This is a genomic window from Saccharopolyspora gloriosae, from assembly GCF_014203325.1.
Taxonomy (GTDB): domain Bacteria; phylum Actinomycetota; class Actinomycetes; order Mycobacteriales; family Pseudonocardiaceae; genus Saccharopolyspora_C; species Saccharopolyspora_C gloriosae.
In genome coordinates this window covers 3003757-3015577 of the sequence record NZ_JACHIV010000001.1, presented here as the reverse complement: position 1 = coordinate 3015577, position 11821 = coordinate 3003757, and the positions used below count along the sequence as shown (strand labels likewise).

Genomic DNA, 11821 nt, shown 5'->3' with positions numbered 1-11821 from the left:
CCTTCAGCGGCGTCTCCGCTGGGGGCACCGGGTAGCGCGGGGAGACGCCGCGCCAGCGCGAATCCTCCTGGCCGGACACCGTCATCTGCACGAGGCGAGGCTCAGCCGAACACCTGCCCGCCCTGGTGGCACGCCTGCCTCCCGACCTGCGTTTTTCCTTGTGCAACGCGGGATTTCGTGCCCTTCGCGCAAGGCCGCTAGCTTCGGATCCATGGAGTGGAACCAGCAGTCGGCCGAAGCGGTCCTGGCCGCGTTGCGCGCCGGTGAAGTGAGCTCGGCGGAGCTGACCGAGGAGGCCATCTCCCGCATCGAGCGGGACGACGAGGTGATCAACGCGATCTGCGTGCCGGACTTCGACGGGGCGCGCGCCGCCGCGCACCGGGCCGACCGGGCGCGTGCCCGCGGCGAGGACCGGCCGCTGCTCGGTGTTCCGATGACGGTCAAGGAGTCCTACGACGTCGCCGGAATGCCCACGACCTGGGGAATGCCGCCACACCGGGACCACGTGCCGGCCGAGGACGCGGTGCAGGTGTCGCGGATCAAGGCCGCCGGAGCGGTGGTGCTCGGCAAGACCAACGTGCCCCTGGGACTGCAGGACATCCAGACCTTCAACGAGATCTACGGCACCACTCGCAATCCGTGGGACCACGCCCGCACCCCGGGTGGGTCCTCCGGCGGATCGGCGGCGGCCTTGGCGTCGGGATTCGGCGCGCTGTCCCTCGGTTCCGACCTCGCCGGTTCGTTGCGCACCCCCGCGCACTTCTGCGGCGTCTACGCGCACAAGCCGACCGTCGGGCTGGCGGCGACCCGCGGCATGGTCGCGCCGACGGCGCCGCCCTTGCCGGTCGACCTCGACCTGGCCGTCGTCGGCCCGATGGCGCGCACCGCCCGCGACCTGGAACTGCTGCTCGACGTCATGGCCGGGCCGGACCCGCTGACGCTCGGCAAGGCGCACCACGTGCGGCTGCCGCCCGCGCGCCACGAGCAGCTCGGCGACTTCCGGGTCCTCGTCCTCGACGAGCACCCGTTCATGCCGACCGGGGCGGCGGTGCGAGCGGGCGTGGAGCGGGTGGCCGACGCGCTGGCCGACGGTGGCTGCCGCGTCGAACGGCGCAGCGAGCTGCTTCCCGATCCGGCCGAAGCCGCGATCCTCTACACGCAGCTGCAGTTCTCGGGGTCCGTCGCGCACTTCCCCGTCGACGACTACGAGCGGCTGCGGTCCCGTGCCGCCGGGCTCAGCGCGGACGATCAGAGCCTGGAGGCGGCTCGGCTGCGCGGGATGGTGCTGAGCCACCGCGACTGGCTCCAGGTCAACGACCGCCGCGAGCTGCACCGCCTCGGCTGGCGGCGGCTGTTCTGCGAGTTCGACGCCGTGGTGTGCCCGATCACGCCGACTCCCGCGTTCCCGCACGACCACGCCCCGGATCCGCTGGCGCGCCGCATCGACGTCGACGGCGTCGAGCACCCGTACTTCGACCAGCTCGTCTGGGCGGGGGTGGCCACGATGCCCGGACTGCCCGCCACGGCCGTGCCGGCGGGCCGGTCTCCCGAGGGGCTGCCGGTGGGCGTGCAGCTGATCGGTCCGATGTTCGAGGATCGCACCCCGCTGCGGCTGGCCGATCTGCTGGAGCAGGTGATCGGCGGTTTCCAGGCGCCGTAGGGCTCACCCGCCGACGATCGAGGTGAAAATGCGTCGCGGTGCGGCAGCCGCGGGTGCCACCATCACCGGCATGTCCGCTTTGATGACCTCCGATCAGCTCGCCGAGCGCACGGCACGGGCTCGCGCCGCCGCAGTGGCAGCGGGGCGCGACCTGGGATGGGACGTGAGTGCGGCGACGGTGCTGCACGACGTGTTCTCCGTGGTCGTGCACCTCGCGCCGTCCCCGGTGGTCGTGCGGGTCCCCACCGTGCTGCCGCGCCACGTGGACGCCGAGCAGCAGTCCGCGCAGCAGCGGGTCGAGCTGGACGTGGCGGCGTGGCTGGCCGAGCAGGGCGTCCCGGTGATCCCGCCGAGTCCGCTGGTGGCGCGGGAACCGGTGCTGCGCGACGGGTTCTCGATGACGTTCTGGGAGTTCGTCGAGGTCGATCACGACGCCGAGCCCGATTACGCGCGCCGGTGCGGCTCGACCGCCGAGCTGCACGCGGCGTTGCGCGACTATCCGGGTGAGCTGCCGTTCCTGTCGGCGGCGGATCCGAGGATGGTCACCGACGCGCTGGCCGACCTCGCCGCCTACCCGGAGTTGATCACGGCGGTGGATCTCGACCGCGCTCGCCGCGAGTGGGAGGTCCTGGGGCCGGTGGTCGGCTCGCGGCCGGAGTTCGAGGCGGTGTTCCCCGGCGTGGAGTTGCAGGTGATCCACGGGGACGCTCCGGCGGTCAACATCGTGCCCACGTCGGGCGGTGAGCTGTTCTCCGATTTCGAGCTGGCCACGCTCGGCCCGGTCGAGTGGGATCTGGCGTCGTTCGGCCCGGAGGGCGAAGCCGTCTACGAGAAGGAGGCGCGGCGACGTGGGTTGCGCGGGCTGGACGAGCGGGTGCTGCGGTTCGTCAACGCGGTGGGCATGCTGCGGGCCGTGTCGTGCCTGGCGCTCGCGCCGCAGTTGCCGATGCTCGCGGACGCGGTGGGTCCGGCCGTCGAGCACTGGCGCGCGACGCCCTTCGCCGGTGGCCTCGACGAGCTGCTGACCGGTTCACCCCGCGGTTGAGCGGTTCCCCGGTGTGAACGAATCCGGCCGGGCGAGCCACCCGTGATCGGTAAGGTCCGGTGATCAGCGGCCGATCGAATTGCGTCACCGCGATGTTCCTCTTCGCGCGCGCCCGGTGGATCTTGCCGGTGCCGGGGTGCTTCGCGGATCGGCCGCGACGGTGCTGGGAGGCGGAGCGTGCTGCGACTGATCACGGCGGACCGGGTGTTGCCCGGCCCCGAAGGCGAGTGCGTCGAGGACGGTGCGGTGCTCGTCGACGGCACCCGTGTCGTGGCGGTCGGGCCGTGCCGGGAAGTGCTGGCGCTGGCCCCGGAAGGGACGGGACGGCAGCACTTCGACGGCGCGACCGTGCTACCGGGGCTGGTCAACGCGCACGTGCACCTCGCGTTCGACGAGACCTCGGCCGATGCGGCGGCGCTGGTGGAAACCGTGCGCACGGCGTCGGACGAGTCGTTGCGCCACGCGATGGGGCGGCGCGCGCTGGCGGCATTGCGCTCGGGCGTGACGACGCTGCGGGACTGCGGTGATCGCGGTGGGCTGGCCGCGCGGGTGCGCGACGACATCACCGCCGGTGCCGCGCGCGGCCCGCGCATCGTGGCGACCGGGCCGCCGCTGACGGTTCCCGGTGGGCACTGCTGGTTCCTCGGCGCGGCCGCCGGCTCCGACCGCGGCATCCGCGATCAGGTGCGGCGCAACGCGGAACTCGGCGTCGACATGATCAAGGTGATGGCCTCCGGCGGGCAGATCACGCCGCACTCCCCGCCGAGCTGGACCTCCCAGTTCGACCGCGATCAGCTGCGGGTCCTGGTGGCGGAGGCGGAGCGGCTGGGGTTGCCGGTCGCCGCGCACGCCCACGGCACCGAGGCGATCCGGGACGCCGTGGCCGCGGGTGCGCGCACCATCGAGCACTGCTCCTGGATGACGGGTCAGCGCAGCGTGCGGCGTGATCCCGCGACCGCCGCCGAGATGGCCGCCCGGGGTGTGCGCGCGTGCGCGGCGTCGTCGCGGAACTGGCGCACGATCATCGAGAAGTTGCCGCCTGAGGTGGCCGAGCAGGTCTACGGGCGGCTCCCGTGGATGGCCGAGCGGGGCGTCGACCTCATCACCGGCACCGACGCGGGACTTCCCGGCAGCCCGTTCGACGACCTGGCCGGGGCTCTGGAGCTCTACGCGCACCTCGGGTTCGCGCCGGGGCGCATCCTGGAGATGGCGACGGTCTCCAGTGCCGCCGCGCTCGGCCTCGGCGAGGTCACGGGGCGGCTGGCGGCGGGCCGGGACGCCGATGTGCTGGTCGTGCACGGCGATCCGCGTGCCGATCTCGGCGCGCTCGCCGACGTGTGCCTGGTGCTGGCGCGAGGAGCCGTCGTCGACTGACCAGGGCGCTCAGGGGCGGGTGCGAGCCGGGAAGCGGGTGGTGCCGCGCAGGTAGCGGGTGAACCGCCGCCACCGCCCGTCGCGCTCGACGGGCCGGTTCTGGACGGGCGGGGTGGGCGTTCGGCCGGTGGTGGCGCGGTCGTCGCGCCAGCGGGCGACGAGGTCGTCGACGCGCACGGTCGCGATGGGCACTTGCGGCCCGGACGGGGTGCGCAGCCAGGCGACGATGCGGCGGTTGAGGTCGTCGGCGACGTCGCGGACGGCCTGTTCGGTGGGTAGTTCGCGCGCGGTCTCCGGCAGCCGCTCGATCTCCTTGCGCAGTTGCAGCGGAGTCGGTAGCAGCGCTTCGCGGGAGAGGCCTTCGCGTTCGACGTAGCCCTTGACCCACCACAGCTCGTCGTGCGGTTGCCCGGCGCCGGGCAGCGGTTTCCCGGTGCCTTCGAGGTCGTTGAAGTCGCCGCGTTCCTGCGCCACCCGGATCTGGCGGTCGATCCACGACTCGAAGGTCATGCCGAGCGGTTTGCGTTCGGTCATGGCTGGCTCCTGCCGACGCTGCGGGATTCCGTCGCGCTCGCCGCCCCGGCCGGGTTCGGCGGCCACGGCCGAGGATACCGGGCGCGCGGCCCGCGCCACGGCGCCGCGAGGCACCACGGCCGTGGTGAATCAGGTGCGCAGGTAGGACGCTCCGTTGACGTCGAGCACGGCGCCGGAGGACCAGGTCGCCTCCGGGGACGCGAGGTAGACCACGGCGGAGGCGACCTCCTCGGGTGCGGCGACGCGGCGGAACGGGCTCTGGGCGCGGATGTCCTCGCCTTGCCGCCCGGCGAGCCGGTCGGTGACGCGCTCGGTGTCGACGAACCCCGGTGCGACGGAAGCGACGCCGATACCGTGCGGGCCCAATGCGACCGCCAGGGATTGGCCGAGCGCGTGCAGGGCGGCCTTGCTCGCGGCGTAGGCCGGGTGGTCGGGTTCGCCGCGGAAGGCGCCGCGCGAGCCGACGTTGACGATGCGGCCTTCGGCGCCCCGCCCGATGAGGTGCGCGGCGACCTGGTGGCTCAGGTTCGCCGCGCCCAGCAGGTTCACCTCGACGGTGGAGCGCCACGCGTCCTGCCAGTCGGCGTAGGAGGTGGTGGCCGGCGGGTGCGGGGTCATCACGGCCGCGTTGTTGACCAGGACGTCGAGCGCGCCGAGCCCGGTGACGGCGTCGGCGACGAGCCGTTGGACCTGGCCGGGGTCGGCGATGTCGGCGCGCAGCAGCACGTGCCCGGTCCCGGGCAGCTCCCGCACGGTGCGGGCGGCGTCGTCGGGGCGGGAGGAGCAGTGCACGGCGACGCGGTCGCCTGCGGTGGCGAACGCGGTGGCGATGGCGCGGCCGATGCCGCGGGAGGCCCCGGTGACCAGGACGCCGCGGCTCACCGGGCGAACACCTGCGCTTCGTCGCGGAACGCCTTGAACTCCAGCGCGTTGCCCGCGGGGTCGAGCAGGAACATCGTCCACTGCTCGCCCGGTTGCCCGGCGAAGCGCAGGTAGGGCTCGATGACGAACTCGGTGCCCGCGGCGCGCAGCCGGTCGGCGAGCACGTGGAAGTCCTCGGTGGCCAGCAGCAGCCCGAAGTGCGGGACCGGTACGTCGTGGCCGTCGACGGGGTTGTGCCCGGTGGCGCCGCGGTGGCCGTCGACGACGTGGGTGACGAGCTGGTGCCCGTGGAAGTTCCAATCCACCCACGCGTCCGCGCTGCGTCCTCGGTCGAGGCCGAGGACGTCGCCGTAGAAGGCGCGGGCGCGGTCGAGGTCGTCGACCGGGATGGCGAGGTGGAAGGCGGGGCGGGTCGAGGTCATGGCGACTCCGTTCGCTGGACTACCGCCACCTTGACCCGACCATGTCCTGATGTCAACATTCGAACATGGAATCGTCGTTGGGTTCGATCCGCACCGCGCAGCGCCGCGGCCTGGCCGACGAGGCCGCCGACCGCGTCCGGGAGGCGATCTTCGCCGGAGTGGTCGCGCCGGGCGACCCGCTGCGCGAGGTGGAGCTGGCGTCATCGCTGGACATCAGCCGGGGCGCGGTGCGCGAAGGGCTCGCGGTGCTGGCCCGGGAAGGGCTGGTGCGCAGCGGCTGGCACCGCGGCACCAAGGTCATCGAGGTCACCGCGGCCGACGCCGAGGAGGTCTACGCGTTGCGGGCCGCGCTGGAACGGCTCGCGGTGCGCTCGGCCTCGGGCCGCGCCACCGCCGACGACTGCGCCGAACTCGACGCCCAGGTCGACGTCATCGCCGCCGAACTCACCGCGGGCGCCGAGGTGGGACGCCTGCTGGCGCTGGACATCGACTTCCACGACCGGATCTACCGCTTGGCGGGCAATCAGCGGTTGCTGGCGGCGTGGCAGGCGATCCGGTCGCAGATCTACCTGTTCCAGCTCACCCGCGTGCGGCTCGGCGACGAGCAGTACCGCGAGATCGTCGTCGCCGAGCACCGCGAGCTGGTGCGGTTGCTGCGCGCCGGGCACGACTCGTTGGAGCAGGCCGCCGAGGACCACGTGCGCGACGCGGGCCGCAGCCTCATCGCCGCCCTCGCGCAGCGGTGATCCCCTCCCCCGGCGCGTCAGCGGGTGTCGGCGAGCACGTCCAGGATCTGCGCGGTGGTGCCGCTCTCGCCGAGGCGCGGGAAGATCCGCTCGATGCTGTTGCGGTGCGCGTCGGCGTCGAGGTCGGTCATGGCGTCGGTGGCGAGGGTGACGTGGTAGCCGTGCTCGTGGGCGGCGCGGGCGGTGGATTCCACGCCGAGGCTGGTGGCGATGCCGCCGAGCACGACCTGGGTGATGCCGCGCCGCCGCAGCTGCACGTCGAGGTCGGTGCCGTGGAACGCGCCCCAGTTGCGCTTGGTCACGACGACGTCCTCGGGGTGCCCGGCGAGTTCGTCGACGATCACGTCCCACCCTTCGGGCGGCGTCCCGGAGCGTCCGGGGGCGTCGGTGCGGCCCGGTGCGGCGTCGGCACCGTCGGCGGCGAAGCTGACCCGCACGAGCACGACCAGGAGGCCGTGGCCGCGGAACGCCTCGGCCAGTTCCGCCGAGCGGGTCACGACCTCATCGGTGGAGCGGGGCGTGCCGGGCGCGCCGGTGATGCCGCTCTGCAGGTCGACGAGCACCAGCGCCGCGCGCGGATCGATCGTGCTGACGGGCATGGGGTTCCTCCAGGGATGTGATCGTCGTGCACCGGCCCGAACCTCGAGCACCCGCCGCGGTCGGCCGGTGGATCATCGGCGAGGCGCCGGCCGACCGCCAGCGGACTTCGCCATCGGAGACCGTATTCGTCGCGTTCAACCCCACCGCCCGCGGATGGCGTTCGACGCTTCGTTTCGCGGATGAACGTGCGCGGTGAGCTCGACGACGCCGTGCGCGCCCAGCCACTCCACCATCGCTCGCGCGCCCTCACGCCCGTAGCCGTCACCCTGGTGATCATGTCCGACGACCCGGGCGAGCTCCGCGGTGATCCCTCGGGGCGGCCGGGACAGGGTGGCCTGGACGGTGCCGAGCAGCCGCCCGTCCGATCGTCGCCGCAGCATCCGGTTCAACCAGCCCCGCGTGCCGTCCGAGGACGAGCCGACCGCTTGCCGCCGGTACCGGGCCGCCAGCTCGGCGGGCGTGCACGGCGTGCCCCCGATCCACTCGTGCGGCCGCACGTCGTCGAAGACCGGCGCGGCTTCGCGCGCGTGCTCCACCCGCAGCAGTTCGAGCCGGAGCCGCGCCGTCATGATCGACGTGGCGAGGAGCCACTCCGCTGCTCCGGGCACGGGCGGGTCGTAGCGCCGGGCGCCCCTACCCAGATCGTTGCGGCGCGCCTCGCTCCCGGCGAGAACTCCGGGCCTCGCCGTTCACCGGAGGCGGAGATCTTCCGGTGCGGGGCGGGTGCTGGTAGAAGGGCGGGATGAGCGATCAGTCCGCAGCGCGGGTCACCGACCGGCCCGACCGCAGCCGCTTCGAGATCACCGTCGACGGCGTGCTCGCCGGATTCGCCGAGTACCGGCGGAGCCCGGGGCGGGTGGTGATCACCCACACCGAGGTCGACGACGCCCACCAGGGCCAGGGCTGGGCGGGGCGGCTCACCGCCGGGGCGCTCGACGCGGTGCGCGCCGAGGGGGCGCTGGTCACGCCGCTGTGCGAGTACACCGCCGCCTACATCGGCAAGCACCCGCAGTACCAGGACCTCGTCGACGACGGCGACCGGCTCGTCCCGCCGAGGTCCTCCTGACCCGAGCTCACCGGTGCGGCTCGCGGGTCGGCGCGTGGAGGCTGGTGAGCAGCGCCAACGCCTGCGCGCTGGGGGTGCCGGGTTCCGCGTGGTAGAGGATCAGCTGCTGGCCGGGGGCGCTGCGCACGTCGAACGCCTGGTAGGTCAGCGTGAGCGGGCCGACGTCGGGGTGGTGCAGGTGCTTGGGGTCCCCGGTTTTGCCGCGCACCGAATGCGACCCCCACAGGGCGCGGAACCGTTCGCTGGCGGCGCTGAGCTCGGCGACCAGGTCCGGTAGCGCCGGGTCCGCGTAGCCCTCCGCGATCCGCAGGTTGGCCACGACGACTTGCGCGGTCCAGTCCCACCGCGCGTAGAAGCGGCGCCCGGCGGGATCGAGGAAGGTCATCCGCGCGAGGTTGTCGACGCGCTCGAACGGGGAGAACAGGGCATCGGCGAGCGCGTTGGTGGCCAGCACGTCCAGCGTCCGGTCCAGCACGAGCGCCGGGGTGTGCGGGGAGGCGTCCATGAGTTGCCGCAGCTGCGGGCTCACGGTCGTCGGTGCCGGGTCGGGAGTGCCCGCCGGGGCGGTTCCGGCGAGCCGGTGCAGGTGGTCGCGGGCGTCGGCGTCGAGGTCCAGCGCGCGGCACAGCGCGTCGCAGACCTGGGCCGACGGGTGGGTTTCGCGGCCCTGCTCCAGCCGCGCGTAGTAGTCGGCGTTGACCCCGGCGAGCACCGCGACCTCTTCGCGGCGCAGGCCGGTGACCTTGCGCCGCCCGGCGTGCAGCACGCCCGCGTCATCAGGGGACCGCTGTGCGCGGCGGGCCCGCAGGAAAGCGCCCAGCTCACCACTGCTCATGTCCCTCAGCCTAGGTCGGCGCCGCCAGCGCAGGGTGGGTGCGGCGCACCCCGTCACAGCGAGTCCTGCCGGGTGCGGCGCCGGTCGCCGAAGCTCGAACTCGACGCAGTCACAGCGATCGAGGACGAAACGATGAGCACAACGGCAGATCAGCCGAACGCCGACGTGGTGGGCACCTGGGTCACCGCCGACGGCCACATCCGGCAGGAATTGCGCGCCGACGGGCGTTACGACGAGGCGCGCGGGGCGCGGCGCAGCGCCTACACCGGCCGCTACACCGTGACCGGGAACCACCTCGACTACGTCGACGACACCGGGTTCACCGCCACCGGCGACCTCCGCGACGGCGTGCTCCACCACGAGCACCTCGTGCTGCACCGGGAGGAGCGGGCATGACGGGGGCACCGAAGGTCGTCGCGGTCACCGGCGCGAGCAGCGGCATCGGCGAGGCCACCGCGCGGCGCCTCGCCGCCGACGGGCACCACGTGTTCCTCGGGGCCCGGCGCACCGACCGGCTCGAAGCGCTGACCGCGCAGATCACCGCCTCCGGTGGCACGGCGGCGTTCCGGCGGCTCGACGTCACCGACGCCGCCGACGTGCGGGCGTTCGCAGCCGCGGCACGGGACAGCTACGGCCGGGTGGACGTGGTGGTCAACAACGCGGGGGTGATGCCGCTGTCGCCGTTGCACGAGCTCCGCATCGACGAATGGGATCGGATGATCGACGTCAACCTGCGCGGCGTGCTGCACGGCATCGCCGCCGCGCTGCCGATCATGCGCACCCAGGGCGGCGGGCAGTTCGTCAACGTCGCCTCGGTCGGCGCCTACGAGGTGGTGCCGACCTCCGCGGTCTACAGCGCCACGAAGTTCGCCGTGCGCGCGGTGTCCGAGGGGCTGCGCCAGGAATCGTCGGGTGACGTCAGGGTCACCGTCGTCTCCCCCGGCGTCACCGAATCCGAGCTCGCCGAGTCCCTCTCCGATCCGCGCGCCCGCGAGGACATGAAGGCCTACCGGGCGGTGGCGATCCCGGCGGAGGCGATCGCCGACGCCATCGCGTTCGCCGTGACCCGGCCCGCGGAGGTCGACGTCAACGAGATCGTGGTGCGCCCCGCGGCCAGCGCCCAGTAGCGGCTCCGCCCCTGGTGCCGGCCTCCGGCACCAGGGGCGAGCGCGCTCAGGCGGGTCCGGCGAGGAACACGTGGTCGTCGTGGTGATCCGGCCAGCCGGGATCGCCGGTGGCCGCGAACGACACCCACGCCCGGTGCAGCACGTCGGCGAGCTCCACGTCCGGCGCCTCGCCGAGCAGGCCGCGCGGGCCGGTGGCGACGTCGAGGTTGTGGAACACGAACGGCAGTTCCAGTCCGTGGCACGCGCCGAGGCGGCCGTCGAACCGGAGCGAGCGCCACGTGAACTCCGCGACGTGGGTGCGCCCACCCGCATCGCGGTGGCTCGCCGCGAATTCCCGCGCGGGCAGCCGGAACACCAGGTCGGTGAGCGCTTCGGTGAGGACCGTGCCCGCGGGCCGCTCCCCCAGCCCGTAAGGCTTGAGGGCCTCGGCCGGGTCCGGGTGGGACGCGGCGAGCGTGGCCACGGCCTGCTCGTCGGTGAGGGCGTCGACGGCGCCCGTCGGGGCCAGGTACAGCGACATCTCGTCGCGGCAGGTGCTCACCAGCAGGTCCACCCCGCTCGCACCGCCCGCGGCGATCGCCTCGCCGGGCGGGACCGGCAGCACGTCGTCGCCGTGCACGGGCAGGAAGGCGCTGAGCCCGAAGCTCGGGTCGTGGCCGTGCTCATCGCGCAGGTCGGGGCCTTGGCCGGGTGCCGACAGCGCCGTCTGGGCGGCCAGCAGCCGCTCGGGGGCGACGCCGCGGAACGCGTCGACGGTGGCGGGGATCGACAGCGCGGTCGCGAGCGCGTCGGTCAGGCGCCGGCCCGCCGCGGGGACGCGGGTCATGCCGGTGTGCCCGCTCTGCACGATCGCCCGGTCCACCAGGCCCGCCGACAGCGGGGACCCGAGCAGGTCGGCGATGCTCATCGCCCCGGAGGACTGGCCGAAGACGGTGACGTTGCCGGGGTCGCCGCCGAACGCGGCGGCGTTGTCCCGCACCCAGCGCAGCGCGGCGAGCTGGTCGCGCAGGCCCGCGTTGGTCACCCCGATGGGCGCGAACCCTTCCGCGCCGAGCCGGTAGTTGACGGTCACCAGCACCGCCCCGGAACGCGCGAAGGAGGTGCCGTCGTAGAGGGGCGCCGACCCGGTGCCGCTGACGAACGCGCCGCCGTGCACGAACACCAGCACCGGCAGCCCTCCACCGCCGGGGTCGGGGGTGCTGACGTCGACGGTCAGGTAGTCCTGCCCGCCGTCCCAGTCCGGTCCGCGCAGTACTGCGGTGTCGAGGTCGGGCAGGTCGGCACCGACCGCTTGCGGCGCGATCGGCCCCGGATTCGTGGCGTCGCGCACCCCGTCCCAGGCAGGTGCCGGGCGCGGTGCGGCGAAGCGCAGGTCCCCGACGGGCGCGGCCGCGTAGGGCACGGCGTCGAACCGCGCGATCCCGCCGCGGTGACGACCGCGGACCCGTCCGGACGTGGTGGTGGCGAGCGGGTCGGTCACGATGCGTATCTCCTTCGCGGTGCGCCGGGTGCACGATCGACTCTAGCCAC

Annotated in this window: 14 protein-coding genes; 7 read left to right on the top strand and 7 right to left on the bottom strand. The window is 73.7% G+C overall.

Features of this window, described 5'->3' with window-relative positions:
* Positions 1-211: 211 nt before the first annotated feature.
* From BJ969_RS13375 to BJ969_RS13365, 3 genes are all read left to right on the top strand, one after another.
* Positions 212-1660 carry an amidase gene (locus BJ969_RS13375; protein WP_184479260.1) on the top strand — a complete coding sequence of 483 codons (1449 nt, stop codon included), beginning with the start codon at positions 212-214 and terminating at the stop codon, positions 1658-1660.
* A gap of 70 nt (positions 1661-1730) precedes the next feature.
* Positions 1731-2705 carry a phosphotransferase gene (locus tag BJ969_RS13370; protein ID WP_184479259.1) on the top strand — a complete coding sequence of 325 codons (975 nt, stop codon included), beginning with the start codon at positions 1731-1733 and terminating at the stop codon, positions 2703-2705.
* Positions 2706-2882: 177 nt separating this feature from the next.
* Positions 2883-4079 carry an amidohydrolase family protein gene (locus tag BJ969_RS13365; RefSeq protein ID WP_184479258.1) on the top strand — a complete coding sequence of 399 codons (1197 nt, stop codon included), beginning with the start codon at positions 2883-2885 and terminating at the stop codon, positions 4077-4079.
* A gap of 9 nt (positions 4080-4088) precedes the next feature.
* Here BJ969_RS13365 and BJ969_RS13360 read toward each other — a convergent pair whose 3' ends face one another.
* The 3 genes from BJ969_RS13360 to BJ969_RS13350 all read right to left on the bottom strand — a co-directional run bounded on the left by BJ969_RS13360 (position 4089) and on the right by BJ969_RS13350 (position 5917).
* Positions 4089-4613, bottom strand: a complete 525-nt coding sequence (locus BJ969_RS13360; RefSeq protein WP_184479257.1) for a DnaJ family domain-containing protein — start codon at positions 4611-4613, stop codon at positions 4089-4091.
* 129 nt (positions 4614-4742) lie between these two features.
* Positions 4743-5495, bottom strand: coding sequence for an SDR family oxidoreductase (locus tag BJ969_RS13355; protein ID WP_184479256.1), 753 nt, complete (start codon positions 5493-5495; stop codon positions 4743-4745).
* Positions 5492-5917 (bottom strand): VOC family protein, encoded by a 426-nt coding sequence (locus BJ969_RS13350; RefSeq protein ID WP_184479255.1) that lies wholly within the window; start codon positions 5915-5917, stop codon positions 5492-5494. The genes BJ969_RS13355 and BJ969_RS13350 overlap by 4 nt, the downstream gene beginning before the upstream one ends.
* Positions 5918-5982: 65 nt before the next feature.
* Between BJ969_RS13350 and BJ969_RS13345 the strand changes: the two genes are divergently transcribed.
* Positions 5983-6663: a GntR family transcriptional regulator gene (locus BJ969_RS13345; protein WP_184479254.1), complete on the top strand. Its 681-nt coding sequence runs from the start codon at positions 5983-5985 to the stop codon at positions 6661-6663.
* A 17-nt stretch (positions 6664-6680) separates the two neighbouring features.
* Here BJ969_RS13345 and BJ969_RS13340 read toward each other — a convergent pair whose 3' ends face one another.
* A complete protein-coding gene (locus BJ969_RS13340; protein WP_184479253.1) occupies positions 6681-7262 on the bottom strand; it encodes an isochorismatase family protein in 582 nt (193 codons plus the stop codon).
* 135 nt (positions 7263-7397) lie between these two features.
* Positions 7398-7871 (bottom strand): GNAT family N-acetyltransferase, encoded by a 474-nt coding sequence (locus BJ969_RS13335; protein WP_221315811.1) that lies wholly within the window; start codon positions 7869-7871, stop codon positions 7398-7400.
* Between the two features lie 134 nt (positions 7872-8005).
* Between BJ969_RS13335 and BJ969_RS13330 the strand changes: the two genes are divergently transcribed.
* Positions 8006-8329, top strand: a complete 324-nt coding sequence (locus tag BJ969_RS13330; protein WP_184479252.1) for a GNAT family N-acetyltransferase — start codon at positions 8006-8008, stop codon at positions 8327-8329.
* Positions 8330-8336: 7 nt separating this feature from the next.
* On the opposite strand, the gene BJ969_RS13325 is transcribed toward BJ969_RS13330, so the two are convergent.
* Positions 8337-9164, bottom strand: a complete 828-nt coding sequence (locus BJ969_RS13325) for a helix-turn-helix transcriptional regulator (RefSeq protein ID WP_184479251.1) — start codon at positions 9162-9164, stop codon at positions 8337-8339.
* A 132-nt stretch (positions 9165-9296) separates the two neighbouring features.
* Between BJ969_RS13325 and BJ969_RS13320 the strand changes: the two genes are divergently transcribed.
* Together BJ969_RS13320 and BJ969_RS13315 are read left to right on the top strand one after the other, a co-directional pair.
* On the top strand, positions 9297-9560 hold the full coding sequence (locus tag BJ969_RS13320; protein ID WP_184479250.1) for an Atu4866 domain-containing protein: 264 nt from the start codon (positions 9297-9299) through the stop codon (positions 9558-9560).
* Positions 9557-10291, top strand: coding sequence for an SDR family oxidoreductase (locus tag BJ969_RS13315; protein ID WP_184479249.1), 735 nt, complete (start codon positions 9557-9559; stop codon positions 10289-10291). Before BJ969_RS13320 ends, BJ969_RS13315 begins: the two co-directional genes overlap by 4 nt.
* A 46-nt stretch (positions 10292-10337) precedes the next feature.
* On the opposite strand, the gene BJ969_RS13310 is transcribed toward BJ969_RS13315, so the two are convergent.
* On the bottom strand, positions 10338-11771 hold the full coding sequence (locus BJ969_RS13310; RefSeq protein ID WP_184479248.1) for a carboxylesterase family protein: 1434 nt from the start codon (positions 11769-11771) through the stop codon (positions 10338-10340).
* Between the last annotated feature and the right edge of the window lie 50 nt (positions 11772-11821).